The sequence below is a fragment of the Streptomyces sp. NPDC020898 genome, from assembly GCF_044333925.1.
GTDB lineage: Bacteria > Actinomycetota > Actinomycetes > Streptomycetales > Streptomycetaceae > Streptomyces.
The window spans coordinates 135,012-160,488 of sequence record NZ_JBIRRV010000018.1; the positions used below are offsets into that span (position 1 = coordinate 135,012).

The window sequence follows — 25,477 nt, forward strand, 5'->3', positions numbered from 1 at the left end:
GACGGTCAGTCAGCTCCTGTGCGTGGGGTGTGTGCAAGGCAGGTAGGGCATGTAGGAGGAGGCTCGCGATGCGCGGTGACGTGGAGTGGGGCAGCATTCCGGGGCTGGTCCGGGCGGCGGTGGAGCGGTACGGCGACGCCGAGGCGGTCGTGGACGGACGTACGCGGGTCTCGTACAGGGAGTTGGGCGCGCGCGTGGAGCGGGCGGCGGCGGCGTGTGTCGCGAGCGGGGTGCGGGCCGGTGACCGGGTGGCGGTGTGGGCGCCCAACTCCCTCGACTGGATGGTGTCCGCGCTGGGCGCGGTCTCGGCGGGCGCGGTGCTCGTACCGCTGAACACGCGCTTCAAGGGGACGGAGGCGGCGTACGTCCTGGCGCGCAGCCGGGCGAGGCTGCTGTTCGTGACGGGGACGTTCCTGGGCACGTCGTATGTCGCCTCCTTGCGCAGGGCGGCGGGGGAGGGCGACGGGGAGGGCCCGTTGGCGGGGCTTCCGGAGCTGACGGACGTGGTGGTGCTGGGGGAGGACGCGGCGGCCGAGTTCCGCACGTGGAAGGACTTCCTGGCGGGCGGGGACGGGGTGGCGACGGAGACCGTCCGGGCGCGGGCGGCGGCGGTCCGGGGTTCCGATCCCTCGGACATCGTCTTCACGTCCGGCACGACGGGGCGGCCGAAGGGGGCGGTGATCACGCATGCGCAGTCCCTGCGGGCGTACGAGATCTGGAGCGAACTGGCGGGGCTGCGGCAGGGGGACTGCTATCTGGTCGTGAACCCGTTCTTCCACACGTTCGGCTACAAGGCGGGCGTGCTGGCCTGCCTGATGCGGGGCGCGACGGTGATTCCGCAGCCGGTGTTCAACGTGGACACGGTGCTGGCGAACGTGGCGGCGGAGCGGGTGACGGTCCTGCCCGGCCCGCCCACGCTGCTCCAGTCCCTGCTCGACCATCCGTCCCGGGACGCGTACGACCTGTCGACCCTGCGCCTGGCGGTGACCGGGGCCGCGGTGGTGCCGTTGCGGCTGGTGGAACGGTTGCGTACGGAGCTGGGGGTGGGGACGGTCCTGACGGCGTACGGGCTGTCCGAGGCCAGCGGGATCGTCACCATGTGCCGGCGGGGCGACGAGGCGGAGGTCATCGCCTCGACGTCCGGACGCGCGGTTCCGGGGGTCGAGGTGCGCGTGGAGGCGCCCGTGGGCGAGCCCGGGGAGGTGCTGGTGCGGGGCTTCAACGTCATGCGCGGGTACTTCGAGGACGCGGCCGCAACAGCCGAAGTCCTCACGGGGGAAGGCTGGTTGCGAACCGGGGACGTCGGAGTACTGGACGCCGACGGCAACCTGCGGATCACCGACCGCCTCAAGGACATGTTCATCGTCGGCGGCTTCAACGCCTACCCGGCGGAGATCGAGCAACTCCTCGGACTCCACCCGGATGTGGCGGACGTCGCGGTGATCGGCGTACCGGACGGGCGGTTGGGGGAGGTCGGGAAGGCGTATGTGGTGCGGCGGGCGGGGGCGTCACTGACGGGCGACGACCTGATCGCCTGGGCCCGGCGCGAGATGGCCAACTACAAGGTGCCGAGGGCGGTGGAGTTCGTGGGCGGGCTGCCTCGGAATGCGAGTGGGAAGGTGGTGAAGGGGGAGTTGCGGGCGGGGAGTTGAGGGCGGCTGCGTGGAGCGGGCGGTGAGGGTGGTACCCCGTTCGTGTCACAGGGCACGTGCGCCTGCTGTCCGGTAATACCTTGCCGGTATGGCCAAGACGCAGATCGGCATCCGGATGGACCACGACACCGCAGAGATGGCCCGCCAGGCTGCGGCGACGCGGCGGGTACCGGTCAGCCAGTACGTCGAGCAGCTCATTCGGAGCGACAACGAACTGGTGCGCGCCCGATTCGTGGCCGCCGCGCAGGAAGCGCTCGACGAGATCGACGGGCAGCCCGGCTCGTGAACCTTGCTGATGTGAGGCTTCCAGGAAGCTAGGGGTGGCTTTGGCCCGGCCACGGGGTGACTTGGAGGACGTACACGCACTCGTGGCGAACGATGGTCAGGTAGAGGAACATTCCGCCTGAGACATAGGCGGTCTGCACACCCTCGCCCGCGCCTTGATACCGGGTGCCGTCCAGGCGAAGTGCCTCGGCTGCTCGTACGATCTCGGCAACTCGCTTTCGACCTCTGCGACGAACGCGGGAGGTGCGGGCGTGGGGCCACCAATGACGTGGGTTTCGTCCGAGTCGTACTCCCAGCACCAATCACTCACCGGCGACCGACTCCCGGGCGGTGGAGTGCAGGTGCCGGATCTCGTCCATGGCGTCACGCCAGGCGGGTTCGTCACGGTCGGCGGTCTGTGCCGTGTACTCAGCGGTACGGAGCCGTGCGGCGGCAGCCGGAATCCTTGCGACCTCGATCGCCACTGTCCACGTTTCGAGGAGCTGGATGATGGGGCCGAGGCTGCCCGTGCGTGCCGCCAAGGTGATGGCCTCGTCCTTCTGCCGCTCCATGTCGGCCAGCCGGTGGGGAGCCACCTGTGCCAGCGCGACGCGCAGGGCGGCGGGCGTTCGCTCGGGCCGCGGGATAAGAGGCCCGCCGGGCTCGATGTGCTGCGCGGTCATTTTGATCCTTCCGTGGACCGTGCCATGCGCGCGATACGGCAGGGGAGGGTGACTACGCAGGGTGTTCGGAGTGGTCGGCTGGGGTGAACACCGGCTCCGGGCGGGTCAGGCCTTCAGCTCGGTGAGGAACGCCGCCCAGGCCCCGGTCCGAATGAGGAGTACGGGGCCGTTGTGGGGTGCGGTCTTGGAGTCGCGTACGGGGACCACCTCCGTGGCTTCGGGGTGGGTGAGGGCTACCTCGACGCACTCGCCGCCGGTGCCGTTGCTGTAGCTGCTCCTGCGCCAGAGCGCAGAGCTCAAGTCAGGCTCGGTGTTTGCCATTTCGATAGTCCTCTGCCGCGGTCTCGATCATGGCCAGGGACGCCTCAGGCGGCTGTGCGGCGGCCCTGAGCAGATCGTACGACTCCCGGTACTGCTTCACGAGCGCCGGGTAGTCGATGAGTTGCCCGCTGTGCAGGCTCTCGGTGTAGACGACGGGCGGGGCGTCCGGGAAGGCCATCATCCTGGTCATGCCCATCATGAACGGGTGAGCGGCGGCGCTTTCCGGAACGATCTGTGTAATGGAGTACGTCCTCTTCACCAGCGTCGCGATGTGCTCCAGGAGTTCGGCCATCCCCTCGTCGGGGAGGACTCGGCGGTGCAGCAGCGACTCGTCGAGGATGGCCCAGAACGCGGGAGGCTTCTCGGAGTCGAAGAGCACCGCACGCCCCATCCTGGCCTGCACTTTCTCCTCGACGTCCGTGTCAGAGGCTCGGGGCATGGCCGCGCGCGTGATTGCGCGGGCGTAAGCGGGCGTCTGGAGCAGGCCGGGCACCAGCATCGGCGCCCAGTCCTCGATCGACTCCGCGTGCTGCTCCATCTCCAGCACATCCGCGAAGTACTCCGCATGCCCGGACCGCTTCGCCTTGCTCACGTCTTCACAACGCCGCATGAAAAAGCCGTCCGTGCCGAGCTTCGCATCGACGTGCCGGGCCAGATCCTCCGGCATCAGGCGTTCGCCGCGCTCGATCTGGCTCAGGAGAGAGATGCCGCGCCAGCTTCCCTCCGCCAACTGCTCCAGCGTCAGGCCCGCCAGTTCCCTCAGGTAGCGCAACTCGGCGCCGTAGAAGGAAGGGACGTTCGCCGACGCGTCGGGTTCCTTACGTGCGGGCACAACTCGCCACCGTCTCTTTCCAGTTGCGCTGTGCAACCTGAATCCCTTCCACCGTACGCAAAGACACGTCACTCTGTGAGGGAATCGTCACAGAGCGCACAGGAGTGTGCCTTGAACAGGGAGGTCCACCCGATGGAGCTCACCAAGCAGAACCCCACCGTCGACGACGTAACCCTTTGCGTAGAGGAACTCCGCGACGCCCTCCGCGAGCACGGCATCACTCTGCCGTCCCTGCGGATCGATCTGCCGAGTTTCGCGGGGAGTTATCGACCCCCGATGGGGCTGGTCGAGCTGGGCGGCTGCAACACGGCCACCGCGCGGAAGCTGGCCGCCGTGCTGAGGAACGCGGCGGAGCGGTGAACGCGACGGACTTCGGTGCCGAACTGCTCGCCGTGTCCAAGGCGGTACCGGAGCTGCGGCGGGCGGTACGCCAGTGGCTCGGGGATGCCGAGGGAGCAGGGGACGTCCAGCTGTGCGTCACCGAGCTGGTCGGCAACGTCATCCGGCACGTGGGGGAGGGGGCGCCCGTCTCCGTGCGGGTGGGCCGCGTCGACGGTGCTCGTATCCGGGTCGCAGTCAGTGATCCCGACCCGCGTGCTCTTCCGGTGCTGCTCGGCGCCACGGCGGCAGACGAGTCGGGGCGCGGGTTGACGCTGCTGGGCGCCCTCGCTGTGCGGTGGGGCGTGGAGGTCGAGGCCGTGGGCAAGACGGTGTGGTGCGAGGTCGCGGGCGCCGGGCCGGGCGGGGGGAAGGGCGGTATGGTGATTGGTATGGCAACGAAGAAGTACACCGTGACACTGCCGGAGGAGCTCGCTGAGGAGATCCGGAGCGAGGTCGGGCCCGGAGGGTTCAGTGCCTATGTCACGCGGGCCATAGAGCGTCAGCGGGAGCAGGACCGGCTGGGTGAGCTGGTGGCGTGGATGCAGGAGGAGGGCGGGCCGCTGACGGAGGAGGAACTGGCGGCGGCGGAGGCCGAGCTGCGAGAGGCGGGACAGCATTTCGCCGAGCCCCGGGCTGCTGCTGGCGACGATCTTCCCCTGGCGGGCTGAAATGGCGATCGACTCGCTGGTGCTGGACAGCGAAGGACTTTCGCGAGCGGCGCTGCGTGAGCGCACGATGACGGCTCTGTTGACGGCCGCCCAACGCAAGGGAATCCACGTGGTGACCAGCTCGATGACCTTGATCGAGGCGTTTCACGGGCAGGTCCGGCGCCCGGCCTGGGCTTGGGCGATGTCCCGCGTCGTTGTGGAGCCGGTGACGCGTGAGGTCGCCGATGTGGCGGTGAAGCTGCTGGAGGAGACGGGCCTCCACGGCCACAAGTACGCGATCGACGCCGCGCTGGCTGTCATCGCGCAGCGCCAGCCCGGGAACGTGGCGCTCTACACGTCCGACGTGGACGACATGGAGAAGCTGTGCGGGAGGCGCGTGTCGGTCAGGGCGGTCTGAGTGGCCCCGGACACGCGTCGGCCGCGACGGCTCCCCCTCCGTGCCGTCGCGGCCGATCCCCGTTGGACTGAGGTGTCAGCGGTCCAGGTTCAGGTCAAGGACCGGTCGGCGGTGCGGGTGTGTGGTTGTCCATCGTGGTGATGGCCGTCTCGTCCGCCCCGACGGGTTCCGAGGGCGTGTGGTTGTCGAGCGTGGTGATCGTCTCGTCCAACGGTGCCGACGGTGTGTGGTTGTCCATCGTGGTGAACTCTTCGGTGTTCTTCTTGGGCTGTGTCATTGTCCTGAACTCCCCTGATTGCGTGGGAAACCTTTAGGGCACCCCGCCCGGCAACTCCCCCGAGTACTGCCGGGCAGGGGCCCTTCGGACCCGCCTGCCCCCCGACGCGACGGATCACTGAGCCGAGCTTGTCAGCTGGGCATAAACAATCGATGAACGCCCCCTCGCCGCCCCTTACGGTGCCCGAAGGGGCAACAGCAGCGCCCGTACCTCGTCGGCCTCCGCCGCTCCGGACGCCTCGTAGAGGGAGAGCGCTTCGAGCCAGCAGGCGCGGGCGCGGTCGGCCTGGCCGAGTGCGGCCAGCGAACGGCCGAGGGTGGTCCGGATGTGGGCCCGCATCCGGTCCCCGCCGATGAACCCGATGGCGAGGGCCTGTTCCGCGTGCCGTGCGGCCGGCGCCGCCTGCCGGGCCGCGAGGTGGGCCTGTGCCACACGGAAGTGCGTGGTGCCCTCCCACAGCCGCTGCCGGTTCTGCTTGAAGCTCAGCAGCGCCTCGTCGAACTCCGCCAGCGCCTCCGTATGGCGTCCCGCCTGGGTGAGGGCCACGCCGAGGGCGTACCGCGCGTTGGCCAGGCGCAGGGTGAGGCCGGCGCGGTCGTAGATCTCCAGCCCCTCACGGGCCAGGGTGATGGCACGGGAGGTGTGTCCCATGGCCAGGTGCAGGCGGGAGAGGTTGCAGAGCGCGCTCGCCTCGCCCGGCTTGCTGCCGACCGCGCGGGAGCCCTCGATCGCCTTGAGGAGGTACTCCTCGGCGTCCGTGTGCCGGCCCTGGTTGAACGCGATGATCCCGCGGTCGTTGCTCGCCCAGTAGACGGTCACGTCGTCGCCGACGGAGGTCGCGAGCAGCACCGCCTGGCGGGCCTCCTCGTCCGCCTCGGCATAACGGCCCGCGACGAGATGGACGTTGGTGAGTGTCGTCCGTGCGCGCCCCTCCGCGTAGGTGTCGCCCACCGCCTTGGCGAAGTCGCGTGCGGCCAGGGCGGCGGACTCGTACACCTTCGAGTTGGCGCCCGACTCGCCCAGATCCTTGGCGGCCCACAGCAGGTCGACGCCCCTGCGCAGCCTGCTGTCGACGAAGGACTGCCGGGCGCACGCCAACAGGCAGTTCGCCTCGGAGTACAGCCAGTCCTGGGCCGCGTTGCCGTCCCCGAACGTCAGCCCCGGATACTCGGTCCGCTCCAGATGGTCCACCAGCCGGTCCCCGGGCCGCTCGATCAGATAGACCTCGGCGACCGTCGCCAGATAGAAGTCCAGCAGCCGGGACATCGCCAAGTCCCGCTCACCCGGCGCCTGTTCGTCGCGTTCCGCGCAGGAACGCGCGTAGAGACGAACGAGATCGTGGTACCGGTAGCGGCCCGGGGCCGCCGATTCCAGCAGCGAGGTGTCGACCAGGGACTCCAGCAGATCCTCGGTGTCGTCCACCGGGAGGTCCAGTACGGCCGCTGCCGCCGCCAGCGACATGTCCGGGCCGTCCGGCAGGCCCAGCAGGCGGAACGCGCGGGCCTGGGCCGCGTCCAGCGCCCCGTACCCGAGCTCGAAGGTCGCCTTCACCGCCAGGTCGCCCGCCTGGAGTTCGTCCAGCCGGCGCCGCTCGTCCGCCAGCTTCGCCGCCAGGACCGACACCGTCCAGGTTCTGCGCGCCGACAGCCGGGAGGCCGCGATCCGGATCGCCAGCGGCAGGAACCCGCAGGCCGCGACGGTGTCCAGGGCGGCTTTCCGCTCCGCCGCCACCCGCTCCGCGCCCACGATCTTCGTGAACAGCTGGAGGGCCTCCTCGGGGGACATGACGTCCAGGTCGACGAGGTGCGCGCCGGCCAGGTCCACCATCCGTACCCGGGAGGTGATCAGGGCCGCGCAACCCGGTGTGCCGGGCAGCAACGGGCGTACCTGCGCGGCGTCATGGGCGTTGTCCAGCAGGACGAGGACCCGGCGGCCGTCCAGCAGCGAGCGGTACAGGGCCGCGCGCTCCTCCAGGGAGTCCGGGATCGCCGAGTCGGCCGTGCCGAGGGCGCGCAGGAACGCACCCAGGACCGTCTCCGGCTCCGCCGCGCGGGCGCCGGCGCCCTGCAGATCGACGTACAACTGGCCGTCGGGGAACGCCGGTCGGGCCTGGTGGGCCACGTGCACGGCGAGGGTCGTCTTGCCGACGCCGCCGATGCCCGCCAGCGCCGACACCGCCATCACACGGCCCTCGGCCAGGGCCAGCACCTCGCTCAGCTCGGACACGAAGGCCGCGCGGCCCGTGAAGTCCGGTACCGAGGCAGGGAGTTGGGCGGGGCGTACCGGCGCCGCGGCCGGTTCGGGGGCCAGTGGGGCCGAGGGTTCGGCGAGGCCCGGGTCCGCCCGGAGGATGCGCTGCTGAAGATCCCGCAGGCCGGGGCGGGGGTCGACGCCCAGTTCCTCGGCCAGCAGACGGTGCGTGTCCGCGTACACCGCCAGCGCCTCGGCCTGGCGGCCGCTGCGGTACAGCGCCAGCATCAGCAGCTCGCGCAGGCGCTCGCGCAGCGGCTGTTCGGCCGTCAAAGCGGTCAACTCGCTGACCGCCTCCGCGTGGCAGCCCTGCTCCAGGTCCATGTCCAGGCGGGATTCCAGGAGTTGGAGGCGCCACTCCGTCAGACGAACGCGCTGCGCGTCCGCGTACGGGCCCGGTACGCCCGCCAGCGGCTCCCCGTCCCACAGGTCGAGGACCCTGTTCAGGACTTCCCGGGCATGGCACAGGTCGCCGGCGTTCCTCGCCTTCTCGGCTCCCGTGGCCAGGTCCTGCGCCACCGCCAGGTCGAGCGCGCCCTCGCTCAGCGAGCTGATGGCGTACCCGGTGGACTCGCTCACCAGGACTCCGGCGCCCAGGATCTTCCGCAGCCGAGACGCGTACGTCCGTACTGCCGCCAGCGCCTGCGACGGTGACTCCTCGCCCCACAGGGCGTCGATCAGCTCGGCCGCCGTGGCCGTGCGGCCCTCGCGCAGCAACAGGGCGGCCAGCAGCGCCCGTTGCTGCGGGGATCCGGTGGGCAACTGCGTCTCGTCGCGCCAGGCCCGTACCGGACCGAGCACGCTGAAGCGCAGCGCCGCCGGGAGACCCTCCGGGGGGTCCGCCGGGGAATCCCTGGGATCCCGCTGTGCCGGCACTCGCGGTACAGCCGGTCCATCACCCATTGCCGCTCCCTGCCGAACATCATGACCAGGACAGCAGTTTGCCTTGTCCATGGCGTATGCGTCAGCTCCAGAGACAGTGATCACAGATCGGCGCACGAGGTACTCACGAACTACCACAGGGTTCTCACACCGTCTTCGCACACGGCCCGGCGGAAGAGAGGTGTCCACCGCATAGCTGACGGTTCGTCAGATCAGCGCTACCGTGCCCAGTATGGAGACGACGGACATCTTTCCGAAGATCATCTCGGTGGACGACCACACGGTGGAGCCCCCCAACGTCTGGCAGGACCGGCTCCCGAAGAAATACCTGGACGAGGGTCCGCGCATAGTCCGCGCGCCGCTGAAGGAGATGTCCTTCCTCGGCGGCCGGTTCAAGCCCGTCATGGGCGAACCCGGCGACGACGGCCCGATCGGCGACTGGTGGATCTACGAGAACCTGCGCCGCCCTCTCACCCGCCTCGACACCGCCGTCGGTTACGACCGGGACGAGATCAAGCTCGAAGTCATCACCTACGAGCAGATGCGCCCCGGTTCCTACGACGTCCCGCAGCGGCTCGCCGACATGGACATCAACCACGTCCAGTCCGCCGTCTGCTTCCCGACCTTCCCGCGCTTCTGCGGCCAGACCTTCACCGAGGCCAAGGACCGCGAACTCGCACTGCTCGGCGTGCGCGCGTACAACGACTGGATGGTGGAGGAGTGGTGCGGCCCGGCGGCACAGGGGCGTCTCATCCCGCTCACCCTCATCCCGCTGTGGGACGCGGAGTTGGCGGCGGCCGAGGTCCGCCGCAACGCGGCCCGGGGTGTCCGCGCGGTCGCCTTCTCCGAGATCCCCCCGCACCTCGGCCTGCCCTCCGTCCACGGCGACGACTGGGACCCGTTCCTCGCCGCCTGCGCCGAGACGGGCACCGTCATCGCGATGCACATCGGGTCGTCGAGCCGCATGCCGTCCACCTCCGCCGACGCCCCGCCCGCCGTCGGCTCCACCATCACCTTCGCCAACTGCTGCTTCTCGATGGTCGACTGGCTGATGAGCGGCAAGTTCGAACGCTTCCCGCAGCTGAAGATCATGTACGCGGAGGGGCAGATCGGCTGGATCCCGTACATCCTGGAGCGCGCGGACGTGGTCTGGGAGGAGAACCGGGGCTGGGGCGGAGTCGCCGACAAGGTCCACCGGCCGCCGTCCGAGCTGTTCGCCGAGCACGTCTACGGCTGCTTCTTCGACGACGCCTTCGGGCTGAAGAACCTCGACTCGATCGGTGTCGGCAACGTCCTCTACGAGACCGACTACCCCCACTCCGACTCCACTTGGCCCGGTTCGCGGGAGGTCGGCGAGCGGCAGATGGGGCATCTGGACCCGGAGGTCGTGGAGCGGATCGTCCGGGGGAACGCGATCGAACTGCTGGGGCTCACGGCGGACGGGCTGTGGCGTCCGGGCGGTCCGGCGTAGCAGGCGAAGCGAGGGCGAAACTGGCGTAGAACCCGTAGCGCCGCTGGTCATCCGGTACCGTGAACCACCTTGGGGGGCCGAGTGTTCGTTGTGTGAAGACGCGTCGCCGATCGCTGCTGTCCCCCTGTTGTGTTGTTCGTCCGCAGAGTGACCGCAGAGTGACCGCGCAGGGAAAAACGGGGGCGTCCGTTGCCGTACACCGCAGAGATCAGCCGGACCAACCCGGGGTGCTTCATCTTCCTCGTGGACCAGTCCGCCTCGATGAGCGATCCCATGGAGAGCGGTGAGGCGACGCAGCAGCGGGCCGAGGTGGTGTCCAACGCCATCAACCGGCTGCTGACGGAACTGTCGGTGAAGTGTGCCAAGGAAGAGGGCGTACGTGACTACTTCCACGTCGCCGTGATCGGCTACGGGCACAACCAGGTCGGCTCCGCCTACCAGGGCACCCTCGCCGGCCGCGACCTCGTGCCGCTGAGCGAGGTCGCCAACAACCCGGCGCGGGTGGAGAGCCGTACCAAGAAGGTGCCGGACGGGGCCGGCGGGCTGGTCGAGACGTCCGTGCAGTTCCCGGTGTGGATGGACCCGGTGACCAACGGGGGTACGCCCATGACCCGGGCCCTCGGCTACGCGGACACCCTCGTCGCGCACTGGGTCGACACGCACCCCAGCGGCTTCCCGCCCATCGTCCTCAACCTCACCGACGGCGAGTCCACCGACGGCGACCCGACCAGCGCGGCCATCGGCCTCGCCTCGCACGCGACCGCCGACGGCCCGGTCCTCCTCTTCAACCTGCACGTCTCCGGCAGCGGCGGCGCCCCCATCACCTTCCCGGACAGTGAGGAGCAACTGCCGGACACCTACGCGAAGTTGCTCTTCCAGATGTCCAGCGTCCTGCCCAGCCACATGCGTTCGTACGCCGCCACACAGGGCCACCGCGTCAGCGAGAGCACCCGGGGCTTCGTCTACAACGCCGACATCGTCTCGATCGTGGAGTTCCTCGACATCGGCACCCGTGCGACGGAGCTGCGCTGACCATGGGGGACATGCCGGCGCTGCCGGTGGCACAGTGGTTGTGGACCCAGAAGGCCGGCAGCAGCCCGGAGGAGTGCGAGGACGACGCCTACTCCTGGCAGTCCGACGAGGCGGGCGTCGACAGCGCCGGACGGGCGGTCGCGTCGCTGTACGTCTCGGTGTCCGACGGCGCCTCGGAGAGCCTGCTCGCCCGCGACTGGGCCCGGCTGCTGGTCCGCGACACCGTCGAGTCGATGCGGCTCGCCGGTGACTGGTGGGAGGAACTCCCCACCTTCGTACGGGACTTGATGGAGCGCTCCGCACTGCACTGGGACACCTTCCTCACCCGCTACCGGGCCGAGCGCGCCGCCCAGGGCCGGCCCATCGCCTGGTACGAGCAACCCGGCCTGGAAAAGGGCGCGTTCGCGACCGTGCTGGGCGCGGAGATCCGGGCCACGGTCCTGGAGGACGGCACGACCCGCCGGTTCTGGTACGCCTTCGCCCTCGGCGACAGCTGCCTCTTCCACCTGCGCGACGGACGCCTCCTCGACTCCTTCCCGCTGCGTACGGTCGACGAGTTCGGGATCAGTCCCCAGTTGCTGAGCAGTCGCAATCACGACGTGGGGCTGGTCGCGGAACGGATGCGGCTGGCGTACGGCGAGCTGCTCCCCGGCGACGAACTCCTGCTCACCACCGACGCGTTGGCGGCGTGGCTGCTGGCGAGCGAGCCCCCGGCGCTCCCAGCTTTCTCCGCGTTCGACCAGCAGGACTTCGCCGAGTGGGTGGACGTCCAGCGGGCGCGCGCCCGGATGCGCAACGACGACGTGACCCTCGTACGAGCAAGAGTGTGACGTTCGTACGTATCTATCTCCAGTTGTATCTCCGGTTTCCGTATGAGGGCTTGCCGCTATGAGGGCTTGGCGTTCTTCCGGACGGCAGTGAGAGGGGGTGTACATGGCGGTGTCCCATGGTCCTCGTCCCGGAACGGGATCGGCCAGGAGGTTTCCGACCGGAGCGAACTACGCGGAGGCGTTGCAGCACCCTGAACTGTGCTTCAGCGACCCCGACTTGAAGACCGGCAGGGTCCAGCAGAGCCCGGTACTGGGGCCGAAGGCGATCTCCGGGAACTTCGCCAGCGTCTTCTCCGTCACGGCGAGGAACGGGCAGCGGTACGCGCTGAAGTGCTTCACCCGGGACAGCACGACGCTGGGCAAGCGCTACTCCGCCATCAGTTCGGCGCTCGGCGGTCTCGGCGCGGGTGGGCTCTCCCAGGCGTGGCCGGTGGGGTTCGACTTTCTGGAGCAGGGCGTTCTGGTCGAGCGGGAGTGGTACCCGGCCGTCAAGATGAGCTGGGTCCAGGGCACCGGCCTCATCAGCTGGATCGAACGCAACCTCCACGACCCGGCCGTCCTGCACACGGTGGCCGACCGGTTCCTGGCGATGGCCGTCGACCTGGAGAGGCACGGCATCGCCCACGGCGACCTCCAGCACGGCAACCTCCTCGTGGCCGCCGACGGCACCTTCCGGCTCGTCGACTACGACGGCATGTACGTCCCCGCCCTGCGCGGCGAGCAGGCGACCGAGAACGGCCACCGCAACTACCAGTCGCCCTCCCGTACGGCCGCCGACTTCGGCCCCGCCATGGACCGCTTCTCCGCCTGGGCCATCGAACTCGCCCTTGTCTCCGTCGCCACGGACCCCGGTCTGTGGACCCAACTGCACGACAGGCACGGCGAGTTCCTGATCCTCTCCGAGGCCGACTACAAGGAACCGGCGACCTCCCTCGCCTGGCCCGTCCTGCTCGGCCACCCGGACCAGCGGGTGCGCGACCTGGCCGGCCTGGTCAGGAGCTTCCTCGGCAAACCCGCCGCCGCCCTGCCCGCCCTGACCCCGGACGCCGTGACACTCCCGGCGCAACGGACGGGGACGGGATCGGGGGCAGGTGGTTCCGGGGGCGGTCCGGGCGGCAGCCGTCCTACGGTCACCTCCTGGACGCCGACCGCGACCGCTTCCGGGGCGGCTGCTTCCGTGTTCCCGGCCTGGATGGAGGGACGGGTGGCGGCCCCGGCTCCCGCCCCCGCTGCCGCCTCCACGGCGGCCCAGGTGCAGCCCCCGGCCGCCGGGTTCGGTGGGCGGCGCGCCGGTGACCTGGTCGCGGCCCTCGGCGCGCTGCTCAGCACGTCCGCCCCCGGCGTGCTGGTCCTCGCCGCCGCCCAGCCCGTCGACCTCCTGCCCGCCGCCCAGGGCGTCGCCCTGCTCACCTCCGCCGCGGCCGTCGGTCTCGGCCGGCGCGGGCGCCCCGAGTACCGGGCGGCCCGCGCCAGGATGCGCGACCTGAAACGGCGCTCCCGCGAGCTGGCCGACCCGGCGAGCGCGCATCAGCGCCTGGACAAGGAGATCCGCGGCCTCGACGACGTCCTTGCCAAGGACAACACGGCCTCCGACCGGCGCATCCAGGCCCTTCAGATCGAACTCCGGGACGGCCAGTCCCGTATCACCGTGGACCTGAACCGGCGTACGGACCAGGCCCAGCAACAGCTGGCGGGGCTGGCGGCGAAGGAGAAGCGCCGCATCGACAAGGCGCTGGAGCCTGTGGTCCGCGCGCACATCCAGGACAGGCTGCGCAGGACGCCGATCCAGGAGGCGCGGTCGCTCACCAACATGGGCAACAAGATGGTCCAGGCGCTCCAGGACGCGGGCATCCGTACCGCCGCGGACTTCATCGGCGTGGACTTCGCGCAGAACCAGGCCGCCGTGTACCTGGTGCGTCCCGGTGGCCAGCGGGTCCGGGTGCCCGGGATCGGCGAGGCGCGGGCCACCACCCTCGACGTCTGGCGCCAGGGCCTGGAACGCCGGGCCCGGGCCTCCGCACCCACCGCGGTGCCGGCGGCGGCGAAGGCCCAGATCAAGGCCGACATCGCCGCGCTCCGGCGGTCCCTGAAGGCGGAGGTCAAGCAGGCCGAGGCCGAGGCCCAGCAGCGGAGGTCCGCGTTGCAGCAGCGGATCACCGACGAACGGGGCCGCCTCACCACCCAGCGCCAGCGGCGCGCCGTGGACACCCAGCGCAAGCGCGCGGAACTCCTCCAGCGGCAGAAGCAGTTGGCGGGGGCGGGGGTGGAGCGGGCGAGGGTGGAGGCGGAGCTCGTGAGCGTGCGGGGGGAGACGCGGAGTGCGCTCGGCGCCGGCAGGTATGTGCGGTTCCTGCTGACCGGAAGGTGAGACGGACGGTCCGCCGGGCGGCGGCCGCGCCCGGCGGTGCGTCGATCACGCGCCGAGCAGCTCATCAGCGCCGGTTCGACGGAGCCGCCGTGCGCTACGACTAGGGGGTGCACCGCGTGTAGGTGGTGACATCCTCTTCGGTGGGCTTGTACGTCGGTTCGTAGTCCTCCTTCTCGGCTTCGACAATGTTGGGGAAGCGCTCCCTGAAGTTGGAAAGCCACTCGTCCCTCAGGAACTTCCTTAGCTGCTCGGTCAGTTGATCGCACTGCTGCTTGTGGTGCTTGGGCAGGCCGATCCCGTACCGCTGGATCTTGCCCACCTTGATCTTGTCCACGACGCGAACGTCTTCGTATTCCTGGGCGAATCCGTAAAGGATGACCCGGTCCGTCCAGACGGCGTCGACGTTGTCGTCCCGAAGCTGCAGGACGCAGGCCCTGTAGTCGTCTTCGAAGACAAGATCGGCGTCCTTGTGCAGTGGATTGACCTTCTTGGGATCCGGGGTTGAGCCGTCCGCCTCGGGATCCGATGTCGATCCGTTCACTGTGCAGATCTGCTTTCCCGCCGTGTCCTTCCGGCTCTTGATCTCCGTGTTGTCGTCACGCACCAGCAGGCCCTGCCGGGTCTCCAGGTAGGGCCCCACGAAGTCGATCTCCTTCAGCCGAGGCTTCGTGATGGTGTAGGTCGCGATCACCAGTTGGACGGAGCCGTCGACGAGTGCCTGCTCACGTTCCCTCGACAGCACATCGTCGAAGTCCGGCTTGAATCCGAGGTGTTTACCGAGGTAGCTGGCCAGCTCCTCCTCGAAACCGGAGTACTCGTGCGACGATGCGTCGAACTCGTTGAAGCCGGGCTGATCGATCTTGGCGCCGATGTCGACAACCTTGGGGAAGGCCGGACCGCCCGGGCCCGCCACGGCACTTGCCGGTGCGCTCGACGGTGCGGGAACCGGCGACGACGAATCTGTCGTGTTGTTGAGGCTGTCGTCCCCACCGAGACAGGACGTGGTCGTGAGCACGACGAGGGACGCGGCGGCGAGGCGCAGGCGCGTGGCGAGGCGCATGTAGCGGATCCTTACGGGGAGAGAGCCGGACTGAGCACGTACGGGGCGGGGCGGAACGGGCGGACGGGTGGCGTGCGTGAGCCTTGTCAGGAGTCGATGACCGCGCGACTCGGGGTGATACGGATACGGCACTCGGGATCGGCCGTCAGTCTGGCTTCGAGCCTTACGGTGCCGTGGACCTGGCTGATCCGTACCGTCACGACCTCTCCGAACCGGACGTCCTTCTCCTCCTTGGGAAGGCCGTCACCGGTGAGGACCAGGCTGCTGCCGGGCAGGCAGTCCGTGCCTGACCCCGGGTCGAGATCCTCTCCGCTGAGGGTCAGCTCCAAGTGGTCACGCTCCTCCGGCAGCGGCACGGAGAGCTCGAAGGCCTCCTTGGGGCCGACGGTGACGGTGTGTTCCTTCCCGCTGAGGAGGACCTTGTTGGTCACGTCGATCGGCAGGTGTTCCTTCCAGTGGGCGATGCCGAGTCCAGCGGCTGTGCACATGAGGGCGAGGGCGAGGACGAGGGCGGTGAGGGACCTCAGCGGCAGGTGCAGAAAGACGTTCACCAACATGCCCAGCAGTACCCCGGCGACCGTGAGGCTGACGGTGCCGTACTGCGCGCGTTCTTCTGGCGTGCCCCAGTCGGCCCAGAGATAGGACGAGGCGGCGAACAGGGTCGCTGCGGCGAAGGCCGGCACGAGCAGCCACAAGGGCGGCGAGGCCGGGCCGTCTGCGCCCGGCCCGGGCGCAGACGGCCCGGGGGTGGGGGCGTGCCGGGATGAACCTCGACGCCGTCTGATCATGGTCTTCTCCGCGAGGGCCGCACTCTGTGGGACTGCTGAGGTGGAAACGTATGCGGGACAATAGCGGTTCCTCGCCATGTAGCAGGATAACCATCCTGAATTCATGCGAAGTTGAATGAAAGGGGGATATGGTTGAGGGCGATCTGCGCGGTCGATCTTCTTTTTTGTTGATTCGTCTCGCTCGGTATCCCCGGCCGGAGAGGAATGCCACCCCCGCACTTGCCTGACGGTGCGTCAGCATCGACCATGATGCTGGCGTTCGTATGTGACGGACCGTCAGATAAGGGAAGGTGCCCTCCCTATGGCCCCCACCACCCGTCTCCGCTACGGCATGCAACTCCCCATCCAGTCCCAGTCCACCCTCTACACCGAACCCTGGGAGGCCTCGGCCACCCCCGCCGACCTCCTCGACATCGCCCGCGCCGCGGACCGCGCCGGCTTCGCCTACCTCGCGAGTTGTGACCACGTCGCCATCCCGCGCCGCCTGGCCCCCGCGATGAGCACCGTCTGGTACGACCCCGTCGCCACCCTCGCCCACCTCGCCGCCGTCACCGAGCGCGTCCAACTCCTCAGCCATGTCGCCGTCGTGGGCCTGCGCCACCCCCTCCTCACCGCCAAGCAGTACGCCACCCTCGACCACCTCTCGGGCGGGCGCCTGATCCTCGGGGTCGGAGCAGGCCACGTACAGGAGGAGTTCGAGGCGCTGGGGGTCGACTTCGAGCGGCGGGGGGCCGTGCTCGACGAGACGATCGACGCGTTGCGCGCTGCCCTCGGGGCGGACGAATTCCCGGAGTTCCACGGCAAGTTGTACGACTTCGAGGGGCTCGGCCAGCGTCCACGGCCGGCCCAGGAACGCGTACCGCTGTGGGTCGGCGGGTCGTCCCCCGCCGCCGTACGCCGGGCCGCGCTCAAGGGCGACGGCTGGCTGCCGCAGGGCGACCCGCGCGACCGGCTCCCGGACCAGATCACCCGTATCCGGCGGATGCGCGAACAGGCCGCTGTCCAGGGGCCGTTCGTCGTCGGGGCCATCACCGAGCCGCTGTACGTCGGCGCGCCCGGGTGGGAGGTCGGGCGGCGGACGGTCAGCGGGGCGCCGGACGCACTCGCCGAGTCGCTGCGGGCGTACGGCGCCATGGGGGTGGACCAGATCCAGGTGCGGTTCCGGAGCCGGAGTCTCGCCGAACTCACCGACCAGATGGGCGCGTTCGGGGCGGAGGTGGCGCCGCTGCTGTAGTTGTGGCTGGGGTGTCTGGGAGCCCGGGTGTCGGGGAGTCCGGACAGTTCTCTTTGAAGATTTGAACATGTCCACGCCGAGCCGCGTATGGATGAACGTACGGACGTCACGGCTCCGGCGGAAGGACATGCACGGTGCGCGCTCCCCGTCTCGTCGACCACTCCTCACCTGTGTCCCCGCCCGCGCCCCCGGCCGGGCTGTGCGTCGCCCTGGCCTGTGCCGACGGCGGGTGGCCGCACGAGGGGTGGCCGGAACCCGAAGACCCGTATGTGGAACGGGTGTTGCGCGTGACCCCGCCCTACCGTGAGCTCGGTGAAGTCCGCGAGGAACGCGCCGCGGACGTCGTCGTCCTGTGGTGCGAGGAACCGACGACCGCGTTTCCGGTGCTGCTGGGCGCCATGGGTGCCGTGAGCGCTCCGGTGATCGTCGTCAGTCCCCGGCGGGACACCGAGACCGTGGTGGAGGTGTTCCGGGGCGGGGGCGGCTACCTGGTCGAGGGCGACTACTGCACCTGCATGCTGTCCTCTGCGGTCATGGCGGCCACGGTCGGGCACACCTACCTCTCGCCGGCCGCGTGCGCCGCCCTCCGGGAGGGGGTCCAGCGGGTGTCGGGGGGTGGTGCGGGCGGCGGGAGCGGGTCGCTCGCCGGTGCCGCGATGGAACGGCTGCGGGGGCTGCTCTCTCCGCGCGAACGGCAGATCATGGAGCTGCTGTCGACCGGCCTGGGCGCCCAGGAGATCGGGCTGCGGTTAAGGCTGAGCGAGAAGACCGTCCGCAACAACCTCAGCAACATCTACGCCAAGCTCGACGCCCGGGGGAGTACGGACGCGGTGCTGAGATGGCTGGGGGCGACCCCGGCTGTTCGCATGTGAGAACAGCCGGCGCCGCCCTGTTCGCTGAATTCCGTTCCGGATCCCGTTACGGCGCCGGAATCTCCGTCACCGGGATTTCCACGTCCGAGACGTTTGCGCCGCCCTCGCCGAAACCGGGCTCCGCCCTGACGCTGTTCTCCGAGTTCTGGAGTCCGTTGGCCTGGGGAGTTCCGCACTCGACGTTGCGCAGCCAGAGACGGCCGTCAGGCGTGCCGTTCTTCAGGAGCTGTGGATAGAAGACGTGCACGCTCGTGGCGCCCTCGCTCGGCGAGAAGAACACCTTCTGGCCGTCCTGCGCGTCCTTGTACGTAGCCTTGAGGAATCCACTCACGTCGGTGCGCTTCTCCGACCACATGAAGAACCCGATGTGGTTGGGTTTCACGGTGTCGGTCCGGGAGAAGTCGAATCCGGTTCCCGTGTCGTCACGCTTGAGGTCGATCTCCGTGGTGTTGAACTTGGCGCCGATCTCGAAGAACGAGTTTCCCAGCTTGGAGTCGGCGGAAGCGGTGAACCCGTCCTCCAGGGTGATGGACCTCGTCACCGATGCCGACACGCTGAAGGCCTTCGAGAGGGCGCTGGTGGAACCGCAGTTGTCAGTAATGGTGGATACGCGCTTGTTGGGCCCGAGGTTGTCCCTCTTGAACTGGACGTCGACGAATTCGCAGTTCTCCAGCTTCGGGTTGTTCTGCGCGCAGTCCTTCGTCACCTCGGACGGGGTGGCGGCACCCGCCTGGTTCATCAGCGGAACGGCCACCGCGATGGCCACCACCGGCGCCATGGCGATGACGACGCGCTTCTTCTTGCTCCGGTGATGTCCCTTGCGGCTGGTGCGGGTCATGGTGCGTCTCCTTGCGGGGAAAGGGGGGAGTTGAGGGCATTCGGCCAGGTGGGACGAGGTGTGTGTGGTGTGTGTGGCGTGTGTGGGGGAAAAGCGCGGGACATGGGAGGGCGTCGTCAGCAGTCGGTCAGGATCGGCTTGACCGCCCCGTCCGCGATGCCTGCGGCTCCGGCGGCGCCCGGCAGGATGACGGGTCCCTCGACGAGTTCCGACGCGACGAAGTTCTTCTCCGGGGAGGGGTTCACGGCGAAGCTTCCGGGGAATGCGTCCTGCCTCACCCGCCATTCGCCGGTCATACGCTGCATCTTCGGCGTGAACTCCATGTGCAGGACCTTGCCGACCGGAACCTCCCGGTTCTCCGTGTCGCCGGCGGTCACCGACTTGACGGTCATGTCGGTGGTTCCCTTGTGCTTGAGCCAGGCCCCGCTCAGAAAGCCGAAGAGTCCGCCGCCGGCGCCCTGTTGGGTCGCGGTGTACTTGCCCGATCCCTGGCCCACCGTGGCCTTCCAGGTGATCGACACCTTCGCCGGTTCGGTGGCGTTCGGTTCGCAGTTCGGGAAGTCGATGGAGGCCTTCTCCGTGGGGCCGTCGAACGACTGGAAATTCGTCTCGACGTAGTCACAGTTGGAGGCTTCGAAACCATCCGCGAAGGCGCCCCCGAAATCCCGAACGGACTGCTGTTTTCCGTTGAGCACCGACGACCGTTCGCACATCCTGATGATCTGTTCGGGAGTCTTCTCCTCCTCGGCCGCGTTCGCCGACGGAAGGAGGGCGATGATCGCGCCGCCGGTCGCCAGCGCCGACCCGACCGCCACGAGTCGGACCTTCTTGTTCTTCAGACGCCTCTTGGCCATGCCGCTCCGTCCCTGGGATTCCTTGGTGTTGGCTTTACCTGTTCGTGAAGAATTATTGGTGTCGGCGGGAGGTCGGCGACAGGGTCAAATATCCCTACTCACCGGTTACTTGGTGTGTGCTCGCGCACACACCACGCGGTATCTGACGCATCGTCAGGCACGGCGGTACGATGCTGGCCTCCATCGATCCGAGCGATGTGAACGCTGCGAAGGGGTTCCGCATGGGCAAGCTCGACGGACGGGTCGTCATCGTCACCGGCGCGGCACGCGGTCAGGGGGAGCAGGAGGCGCGGCTCTTCGTGGCGGAGGGCGCGCGGGTGGTCGTAGCGGATGTGCTCGACGACCAGGGGGAGGCGCTCGCCAAGGAGTTGGGGGCGCTGTACGTCCATCTCGACGTGCGCGAGGAGGAGGGCTGGCAGGCGGCCGTCGCCGCCGCCGGGAAGGCGTACGGGCGGATCGACGGGCTGGTCAACAACGCCGGCATCCTGCGCTTCAACGCCCTCCTCGACACGCCCCTCGACGAGTTCATGCAGGTCGTACAGGTCAACCAGGTCGGCTGCTTCCTCGGCATCAAGACGGTCGCGCCGCACATCGCCGACGCGGGCGGCGGGACGATCGTCAACACCGCCTCGTACACCGGGGTGACCGGAATGGCGGCGGTCGGGGCGTACGCGGCCAGCAAGCACGCCATCGTCGGGCTCACCCGGGTCGCCGCGCTGGAACTGGCGCGCCGGAGGATACGGGTCAACGCGGTGTGCCCCGGCGCCATCGACACGGCGATGTCCAACCCGGCCGTACTGGACCCGGGTTCGGACGTCGATGGTGCCGCGCGGGGCCTGGACAGGATGTACCGCAAGCTCGTGCCGCTGGGCCGGATCGGGCGGCCGGAGGAGGTGGCGCGGCTCGCGCTGTTCCTCACCTCGGAGGACTCCTCGTACATCACCGGGCAGCCGTTCGTGATCGACGGGGGCTGGCTCGCAGGCGTGAGTGTCGTCTGACGTGTCGTGGCTTCTGACTGGGCGTCAGCTATTGACGCTCCATGGGGCCGGTGGAACAGTCGACTATGGATCTGACGGATCGTCAGAAACCCTGACTGGGACTGGGGACGGTGAACCTCCTTGGAATTCGGGCTCTTTGTACAGGGATACGTGGGCAAGCGGGCCGAGACCGATCCGCTCGCGGAGCACAAGGCGCTGATGGAGGAGACCGAGTACGTCATCGAGGCGGACAAGTCGAACTTCAAGTACGCCTGGGTGACCGAGCACCACTTCCTGGAGGAGTACTCGCACCTCTCCGCCAGCGACGTCTACCTCGGCTACCTCGCCCACGCCACCGAGCGCATCCACCTCGGCTCCGGCATCTTCAACCCGCTCGCCCCGGTCAACCACCCGGTGAAGGTGGCCGAGAAGGTCGCCATGCTCGACCATCTCACCGGCAACCGCTTCGAGTTCGGCACCGGCAGGGGCGCCGGCTCCCACGAGATCCTCGGCTTCATGCCCGGCATCACGGACATGAACCACACGAAGGAGCTGTGGGAGGAGACGATCGCCGAGTTCCCCAAGATGTGGATGCAGGACGAGTACGTCGGCTTCCAGGGCAAGCACTGGGCCCTGCCGCCGCGCAAGATCCTCCCCAAGCCGTACGGGCCCTCGCACCCCGCGATGTGGTACGCCGCCGGGTCGCCGCCCTCGTACGGCATGGCCGCCCGCAAGGGGCTGGGCGTTCTCGGCTTCAGCGTGCAGAAGGTCTCCGACATGGAGTGGGTGCTTGAGCAGTACAAGACGGCGATCGTGGACGCGGAGCCCGTCGGGGATTTCGTCAACGACAACGTGATGGTGACGTCGACGGCGGTGTGCGCGCCTACGCACGCGGAGGCGGTGCGGATCGCGGCGGGGGGTGGCCTGCACTACTTGCAGTCGCTGCTCTTCCGGTACCACGACACGTTTCCGCGTCCTGAGGGGTTCCCTGTGTGGCCGGAGACGCTGCCGGAGTTCAACGAGGAGATCATCGAACTGCTCATCGCTGAGGAGCTGTTGATCTGCGGGGATCCGGACGAGGTGCTGACGCAGTGCAAGCGGTGGGAGCAGGCCGGCGCCGACCAGTTGAGTTTTGGGATGCCTATCGGGATCTCGAAGGAGGACACGCTGCAGACGATCAGGTTGGTCGGGGAGCACGTGATTCCGAAGATCGATACGGATCCGGTGCATCGGACTTCGCGGTTCCGGGGGGTGGCTTGAGGGGTGCGTCGGCGGGTGCGGGTTCGTTGTGGTTTCTCGCGCAGTTCCCCGCGCCCCTGTCGGGGCTCGTCTGCGCGGACGTTGGGAATGAGGTGCCGTCTTGCTTGACCATCTGATCAAGGGTGCTTCCGTCGTTGACGGGACCGGCGCGCCCGCGTACGTCGCCGACGTGGGCCTCCGGGACGGGCGTATCGCCGTCATTGGTGCCGCTGTGACCGAGGAGGCCCGGACTACCGAGGACGCGTCCGGGCTGGTCCTCGCGCCCGGGTTCGTCGATCCGCATACGCATTACGACGCCCAGCTCTTCTGGGATCCGTATGCGACCCCCTCTCTCAATCACGGGGTCACGACGGTCGCCGCCGGTAACTGCGGTTTCACGCTGGCCCCGTTGAACCCTGACCGGCCCGACGACGCCGACTACACGCGCCGGATGATGTCCAAGGTCGAGGGGATGTCGCTGGTCGCGCTGGAGGAGGGGGCGCCCTGGAGCTGGAGCTCGTTCGGGGAGTATCTGGACGCGCTGGAGGGGCGGATCGCGGTCAACGCCGGTTTCATGGTGGGGCATTGCGCGCTTCGGCGGTACGTCATGGGCCCGGACGCGGTGGGCGGACAGCCGACGGAGGCTCAACTCGCCGACATGCTGCGGCTGTTCCACGAGGCGATGGACGCCGGCGCCTGGGGATTCTCCACCACGCAGTCGTCCTCGCACTCCGACGGGGACGGCAAACCGGTCGCGTCCCGGCACGCGCTGCCCGCCGAACTCATCGCCCTCTCCCGGGCGGTCGGCGAGCACGAGGGTACGCAGATCGAGGCGATCGTCGCAGGGTGCCTCGACCAGTTCAGTGACGACGAGATCGATCTGTTCGTCGAGATGAGCGCCGCGGCCGGGCGCCCCCTGAACTGGAACGTGCTGACGATCGACGCCTCCGTACCCGCCCGTGTCCCCCGGCAGTTGGAGGCAAGTGAGCGCGCCCGCAAGGCGGGTGGCCGGGTCGTGGCGCTGACGATGCCCATCCTCACGCCGATGAACATGTCCCTCGGGACCTTCTGCGCGCTGAACCTGATACCCGGCTGGGGGCCGATCCTGGGCCTCCCGGTCCCGGAGCGGATCACCCGGCTCGCCGACCCCGAGGTACGGGCGGAGATGGTCCGCGCCGGGCGGAGCGAGGAGGCGGGGGTCTTCCGGCGGCTGACGGACTTCGGGCGGTACGTCATCGGGGACACCTACAGCGCGGCGAACGAGGGCCTGACCGGGCGGGTGGTGCAGGACATCGCCGACGAGCGCGGCCAGGACCCCTTCAGCTGCCTCGTCGACATCTGCACGGCCGACGAACTGCGTACGGTCCTGTGGCCCATGCCGACGGACAACGACCCCGCGTCCTGGGCATTGCGCGCCGAGACCTGGCGGCACGAGGACGTGCTCCTCGGCGGCTCCGACGCCGGCGCGCACCTGGACCGCATGTGCGGAGCCCCGTACACGACCCGCTTCCTCGGCGACTGTCTGCGGGGGCGCCAACTGGTGTCGCTGGAGCGGGCGGTGCAGATGCTGACGGACGACCCGGCGCAGCTGTTCGGCCTGCGGGAGAGGGGACGTGTCCAGGAGGGCTTCCATGCGGACCTGGTCCTCTTCGACCCGGAGCGGATCGCCGCCGACAAGGCCACCCTGGTGCACGACCTGCCGGGCGACAGTCCGCGTCTCGACTCGAAGGCGATCGGGGTGACCGCGGTGTGGGTCAACGGAGTTGAGGCCATCAGGGAGGACACGGTGACGGGTGCGGTGCCGGGCAAGGTGCTCCGCTCGGGCCGGGACACGGCCACGGTGAGTACCAAGTGACGGACGGGCAGCGGCTGTTCGTCGGCGGTTCGTGGGTGGAACCGGCCGGCGGGCACTACGAGGTGATCGACCCGGCGACGGAGGACGTCGTCGGGTGGGCGCCGGAGGCCTCGCGGGATCAGGCGCACGCCGCCGCCGCGGCGGCCCGCGAGGCCTTCGGACCGTGGTCACGGCTGCCGGCGGCGGAACGGGCGGCGGTACTGGGAAGGGCGGCGGACATCATCCAGAGCCACCTGGTTCCGTACGCCACGCTCGCCCAGGCGGAGACCGGCGCCACGACGGGGACGGCACGCGGGATGCAGGTGGGCGTGGGCGCGGCCCGCTTCCGCCGGTACGCGAAGGTCGAAACGGCCGAGTGGGCGATCCCCCCGCAGATCAACGAGGCCGGCCCGTTCGGAAAGGCCGCGGTGATGGGCGCGTTGGCGGTACGCCAGCCGGTCGGCGTGGTCGCCTGCATCACCTCGTACAACAACCCCTGGGCCAACCCGGCCGGCAAGATCGCGCCCGCCCTCGCGATGGGCAACACGGTGGTCGTGAAGCCCGCTCCGCAGGACCCCCTGTCGGTCTACCGGATGGCGGAGGCACTGGAGGCGGCGGGCGCGCCGCCGGGGGTCGTGAACGTGGTGAGCGGGCTGGGCGCCGGGGTCGGCGAGGCGGTCGTCGACTCGCCGGACGTCGACATGGTCAGCTTCACCGGGTCCACGGCGGTCGGGCAGCGCATCGCCGAGGTGTGCGGGCGTGGCATGAAACGCCAGTTGATGGAACTGGGCGGGAAGGGCGCCGCGCTCGTCTTCGACGACGCGGATGTCCGGTCCGCCGTCTCGGGCATCGGTACGACGTTCTCGTTCTACAGCGGGCAGATCTGCACGGCGCCGACGAGGGTACTGGCGCAACGGGGCGTGTACGAGCGGGTCGTGGAGCAACTCGCCGCGTATGCCGGTCACGTGAGGGTCGGTGACCCGCGCGCGGAGGGCACGGTGGTCGGTCCCGTGATCTCGGCGGCGCACCGGGACCGGGTCGAGGCGTACGTCGAACTGGGCCGGAAGGAGGGCGCGGTGGTCGTCGCGGGCGGCGAACGGCCGTCGTACGACCGGGGGTTCTATGTCGCCCCGACTCTCCTGGCCGACTGCACGAACGACATGCGGGTGACCCGGGAGGAGATCTTCGGACCGGTGGTGACCGTCATCCCCTTCGACGACGAGGAGGAGGGGGTCGCGCTCGCGAACGACAGCGAGTACGGGCTCATCGACTACGTCTGGTCGGGGGATGTGGCCCGTGCGTTCAGGGTCGCGCGGCGGCTGCGGGCGGGCGGAGTGGGCGTGAACACCGTCGGGCGGAACATGGAGGCGCCGTTCGGCGGGTTCAAGCGGAGCGGGGTGGGGCGCGATGTGGGGTCGTACGCGCTGCATGCGTACAGCGAGGTGCAGGCGATCGTCTGGCCTGGGTGAAGGC

The 25,477-nt window shown here is 69.3% G+C and carries 24 protein-coding genes and 1 pseudogene; 16 read left to right on the forward strand and 9 right to left on the reverse strand.

Translation table 11 applies throughout. The annotated features are described in order from the left end of the window. Positions 1-68 precede the first annotated feature (68 nt). Both ACH4TV_RS39220 and ACH4TV_RS39225 read left to right on the forward strand, forming a co-directional pair. Complete coding sequence (locus ACH4TV_RS39220; protein WP_398406112.1) at positions 69-1,652, forward strand: FadD3 family acyl-CoA ligase; 1,584 nt, start codon at positions 69-71, stop codon at positions 1,650-1,652. An 88-nt stretch (positions 1,653-1,740) separates the two neighbouring features. Continuing rightward, the gene (locus ACH4TV_RS39225; RefSeq protein ID WP_398406113.1) at positions 1,741-1,938 is read left to right on the forward strand and encodes a hypothetical protein; all 198 of its coding nucleotides are present in this window, start codon (positions 1,741-1,743) and stop codon (positions 1,936-1,938) included. Between the two features lie 301 nt (positions 1,939-2,239). Here ACH4TV_RS39225 and ACH4TV_RS39230 read toward each other — a convergent pair whose 3' ends face one another. From ACH4TV_RS39230 to ACH4TV_RS39240, 3 genes are all read right to left on the reverse strand, one after another. Next, positions 2,240-2,599: a DUF6247 family protein gene (locus tag ACH4TV_RS39230; RefSeq protein ID WP_398406114.1), complete on the reverse strand. Its 360-nt coding sequence runs from the start codon at positions 2,597-2,599 to the stop codon at positions 2,240-2,242. Between the two features lie 105 nt (positions 2,600-2,704). Further along, positions 2,705-2,899 carry a DUF397 domain-containing protein gene (locus tag ACH4TV_RS39235; RefSeq protein ID WP_398406115.1) on the reverse strand — a complete coding sequence of 65 codons (195 nt, stop codon included), beginning with the start codon at positions 2,897-2,899 and terminating at the stop codon, positions 2,705-2,707. A 1-nt stretch (position 2,900) separates the two neighbouring features. Further along, positions 2,901-3,752 (reverse strand): helix-turn-helix domain-containing protein, encoded by an 852-nt coding sequence (locus ACH4TV_RS39240; protein WP_398406116.1) that lies wholly within the window; start codon positions 3,750-3,752, stop codon positions 2,901-2,903. 132 nt (positions 3,753-3,884) lie between these two features. Between ACH4TV_RS39240 and ACH4TV_RS39245 the strand changes: the two genes are divergently transcribed. From ACH4TV_RS39245 to ACH4TV_RS39260, 4 genes and pseudogenes are all read left to right on the forward strand, one after another. Beyond that, entirely contained in the window at positions 3,885-4,112 is a 228-nt protein-coding gene (locus ACH4TV_RS39245; protein ID WP_398406159.1) for a hypothetical protein, read from the forward strand. A gap of 32 nt (positions 4,113-4,144) precedes the next feature. Further along, positions 4,145-4,408: pseudogene (locus ACH4TV_RS39250) on the forward strand (ATP-binding protein); the annotation flags it as partial. Positions 4,409-4,522: 114 nt separating this feature from the next. Beyond that, entirely contained in the window at positions 4,523-4,801 is a 279-nt protein-coding gene (locus tag ACH4TV_RS39255) for a hypothetical protein (RefSeq protein WP_398406160.1), read from the forward strand. Between the two features lies 1 nt (position 4,802). Then, positions 4,803-5,198 carry a hypothetical protein gene (locus ACH4TV_RS39260; RefSeq protein ID WP_398406117.1) on the forward strand — a complete coding sequence of 132 codons (396 nt, stop codon included), beginning with the start codon at positions 4,803-4,805 and terminating at the stop codon, positions 5,196-5,198. 94 nt (positions 5,199-5,292) lie between these two features. On the opposite strand, the gene ACH4TV_RS39265 is transcribed toward ACH4TV_RS39260, so the two are convergent. Both ACH4TV_RS39265 and ACH4TV_RS39270 read right to left on the reverse strand, forming a co-directional pair. Then, positions 5,293-5,475 (reverse strand): sigma-like protein, encoded by a 183-nt coding sequence (locus ACH4TV_RS39265; protein WP_398406118.1) that lies wholly within the window; start codon positions 5,473-5,475, stop codon positions 5,293-5,295. Positions 5,476-5,649: 174 nt separating this feature from the next. Continuing rightward, on the reverse strand, positions 5,650-8,628 hold the full coding sequence (locus tag ACH4TV_RS39270) for a BTAD domain-containing putative transcriptional regulator (protein ID WP_398406119.1): 2,979 nt from the start codon (positions 8,626-8,628) through the stop codon (positions 5,650-5,652). A gap of 211 nt (positions 8,629-8,839) precedes the next feature. Here ACH4TV_RS39270 and ACH4TV_RS39275 point away from each other — a divergent pair, with 211 nt between their 5' ends. The 4 genes from ACH4TV_RS39275 (at position 8,840) to ACH4TV_RS39290 (ending at position 14,308) form a co-directional block, all read left to right on the forward strand. Next, positions 8,840-10,078 carry an amidohydrolase family protein gene (locus tag ACH4TV_RS39275; protein WP_398406120.1) on the forward strand — a complete coding sequence of 413 codons (1,239 nt, stop codon included), beginning with the start codon at positions 8,840-8,842 and terminating at the stop codon, positions 10,076-10,078. Positions 10,079-10,267: 189 nt separating this feature from the next. Then, positions 10,268-11,110 (forward strand): vWA domain-containing protein, encoded by an 843-nt coding sequence (locus ACH4TV_RS39280; protein ID WP_398406121.1) that lies wholly within the window; start codon positions 10,268-10,270, stop codon positions 11,108-11,110. Between the two features lie 2 nt (positions 11,111-11,112). Beyond that, positions 11,113-11,940: a hypothetical protein gene (locus tag ACH4TV_RS39285; protein WP_398406122.1), complete on the forward strand. Its 828-nt coding sequence runs from the start codon at positions 11,113-11,115 to the stop codon at positions 11,938-11,940. A gap of 181 nt (positions 11,941-12,121) precedes the next feature. After that, positions 12,122-14,308 carry a hypothetical protein gene (locus tag ACH4TV_RS39290; RefSeq protein ID WP_398406123.1) on the forward strand — a complete coding sequence of 729 codons (2,187 nt, stop codon included), beginning with the start codon at positions 12,122-12,124 and terminating at the stop codon, positions 14,306-14,308. A gap of 100 nt (positions 14,309-14,408) precedes the next feature. Here ACH4TV_RS39290 and ACH4TV_RS39295 read toward each other — a convergent pair whose 3' ends face one another. After that, the gene (locus ACH4TV_RS39295) at positions 14,409-15,368 is read right to left on the reverse strand and encodes a transporter substrate-binding domain-containing protein (protein ID WP_398406124.1); all 960 of its coding nucleotides are present in this window, start codon (positions 15,366-15,368) and stop codon (positions 14,409-14,411) included. A gap of 86 nt (positions 15,369-15,454) precedes the next feature. Beyond that, positions 15,455-16,156, reverse strand: coding sequence for a hypothetical protein (locus ACH4TV_RS39300; RefSeq protein ID WP_398406125.1), 702 nt, complete (start codon positions 16,154-16,156; stop codon positions 15,455-15,457). Between the two features lie 301 nt (positions 16,157-16,457). On the opposite strand from ACH4TV_RS39300, the gene ACH4TV_RS39305 reads away from it, so the two are divergent. Both ACH4TV_RS39305 and ACH4TV_RS39310 read left to right on the forward strand, forming a co-directional pair. After that, the gene (locus ACH4TV_RS39305) at positions 16,458-17,390 is read left to right on the forward strand and encodes an LLM class F420-dependent oxidoreductase (protein ID WP_398406126.1); all 933 of its coding nucleotides are present in this window, start codon (positions 16,458-16,460) and stop codon (positions 17,388-17,390) included. Between the two features lie 209 nt (positions 17,391-17,599). After that, positions 17,600-18,262 carry a response regulator transcription factor gene (locus tag ACH4TV_RS39310; protein WP_398406161.1) on the forward strand — a complete coding sequence of 221 codons (663 nt, stop codon included), beginning with the start codon at positions 17,600-17,602 and terminating at the stop codon, positions 18,260-18,262. A gap of 46 nt (positions 18,263-18,308) precedes the next feature. On the opposite strand, the gene ACH4TV_RS39315 is transcribed toward ACH4TV_RS39310, so the two are convergent. After that, positions 18,309-19,100, reverse strand: a complete 792-nt coding sequence (locus ACH4TV_RS39315; protein WP_398406127.1) for a hypothetical protein — start codon at positions 19,098-19,100, stop codon at positions 18,309-18,311. 116 nt (positions 19,101-19,216) lie between these two features. Beyond that, the gene (locus ACH4TV_RS39320) at positions 19,217-19,954 is read right to left on the reverse strand and encodes a hypothetical protein (RefSeq protein WP_398406128.1); all 738 of its coding nucleotides are present in this window, start codon (positions 19,952-19,954) and stop codon (positions 19,217-19,219) included. Positions 19,955-20,175: 221 nt separating this feature from the next. Here ACH4TV_RS39320 and ACH4TV_RS39325 point away from each other — a divergent pair, with 221 nt between their 5' ends. From ACH4TV_RS39325 to ACH4TV_RS39340, 4 genes are all read left to right on the forward strand, one after another. Beyond that, positions 20,176-20,952, forward strand: coding sequence for an SDR family NAD(P)-dependent oxidoreductase (locus ACH4TV_RS39325; protein WP_398406129.1), 777 nt, complete (start codon positions 20,176-20,178; stop codon positions 20,950-20,952). Positions 20,953-21,072: 120 nt separating this feature from the next. Beyond that, entirely contained in the window at positions 21,073-22,191 is a 1,119-nt protein-coding gene (locus ACH4TV_RS39330; RefSeq protein ID WP_398406130.1) for an LLM class flavin-dependent oxidoreductase, read from the forward strand. 100 nt (positions 22,192-22,291) lie between these two features. Next, the gene (locus ACH4TV_RS39335) at positions 22,292-24,025 is read left to right on the forward strand and encodes an amidohydrolase family protein (RefSeq protein WP_398406131.1); all 1,734 of its coding nucleotides are present in this window, start codon (positions 22,292-22,294) and stop codon (positions 24,023-24,025) included. Next, on the forward strand, positions 24,022-25,473 hold the full coding sequence (locus tag ACH4TV_RS39340) for an aldehyde dehydrogenase family protein (RefSeq protein WP_398406132.1): 1,452 nt from the start codon (positions 24,022-24,024) through the stop codon (positions 25,471-25,473). The genes ACH4TV_RS39335 and ACH4TV_RS39340 overlap by 4 nt, the downstream gene beginning before the upstream one ends. Positions 25,474-25,477: the final 4 nt, after the last annotated feature.

Excerpts from the sequence above, each read along its gene's own strand:
- ACH4TV_RS39320 (WP_398406128.1), bottom strand. The coding sequence starts at position 19,954 with ATGGCCAAGAGGCGTCTGAAGAACAAGAAGGTCCGACTCGTGGCGGTC.
- ACH4TV_RS39255 (WP_398406160.1), top strand. The coding sequence starts at position 4,523 with ATGGCAACGAAGAAGTACACCGTGACACTGCCGGAGGAGCTCGCTGAG.
- ACH4TV_RS39230 (WP_398406114.1), bottom strand. The coding sequence starts at position 2,599 with ATGACCGCGCAGCACATCGAGCCCGGCGGGCCTCTTATCCCGCGGCCC.
- ACH4TV_RS39245 (WP_398406159.1), top strand. The coding sequence starts at position 3,885 with ATGGAGCTCACCAAGCAGAACCCCACCGTCGACGACGTAACCCTTTGC.
- ACH4TV_RS39305 (WP_398406126.1), top strand. The coding sequence starts at position 16,458 with ATGGCCCCCACCACCCGTCTCCGCTACGGCATGCAACTCCCCATCCAG.
- ACH4TV_RS39260 (WP_398406117.1), top strand. The coding sequence starts at position 4,803 with ATGGCGATCGACTCGCTGGTGCTGGACAGCGAAGGACTTTCGCGAGCG.
- ACH4TV_RS39275 (WP_398406120.1), top strand. The coding sequence starts at position 8,840 with ATGGAGACGACGGACATCTTTCCGAAGATCATCTCGGTGGACGACCAC.
- ACH4TV_RS39270 (WP_398406119.1), bottom strand. The coding sequence starts at position 8,628 with ATGGGTGATGGACCGGCTGTACCGCGAGTGCCGGCACAGCGGGATCCC.
- ACH4TV_RS39220 (WP_398406112.1), top strand. The coding sequence starts at position 69 with ATGCGCGGTGACGTGGAGTGGGGCAGCATTCCGGGGCTGGTCCGGGCG.
- ACH4TV_RS39295 (WP_398406124.1), bottom strand. The coding sequence starts at position 15,368 with ATGCGCCTCGCCACGCGCCTGCGCCTCGCCGCCGCGTCCCTCGTCGTG.
- ACH4TV_RS39325 (WP_398406129.1), top strand. The coding sequence starts at position 20,176 with ATGGGCAAGCTCGACGGACGGGTCGTCATCGTCACCGGCGCGGCACGC.
- ACH4TV_RS39300 (WP_398406125.1), bottom strand. The coding sequence starts at position 16,156 with ATGATCAGACGGCGTCGAGGTTCATCCCGGCACGCCCCCACCCCCGGG.
- ACH4TV_RS39265 (WP_398406118.1), bottom strand. The coding sequence starts at position 5,475 with ATGACACAGCCCAAGAAGAACACCGAAGAGTTCACCACGATGGACAAC.
- ACH4TV_RS39315 (WP_398406127.1), bottom strand. The coding sequence starts at position 19,100 with ATGACCCGCACCAGCCGCAAGGGACATCACCGGAGCAAGAAGAAGCGC.
- ACH4TV_RS39285 (WP_398406122.1), top strand. The coding sequence starts at position 11,113 with ATGGGGGACATGCCGGCGCTGCCGGTGGCACAGTGGTTGTGGACCCAG.
- ACH4TV_RS39225 (WP_398406113.1), top strand. The coding sequence starts at position 1,741 with ATGGCCAAGACGCAGATCGGCATCCGGATGGACCACGACACCGCAGAG.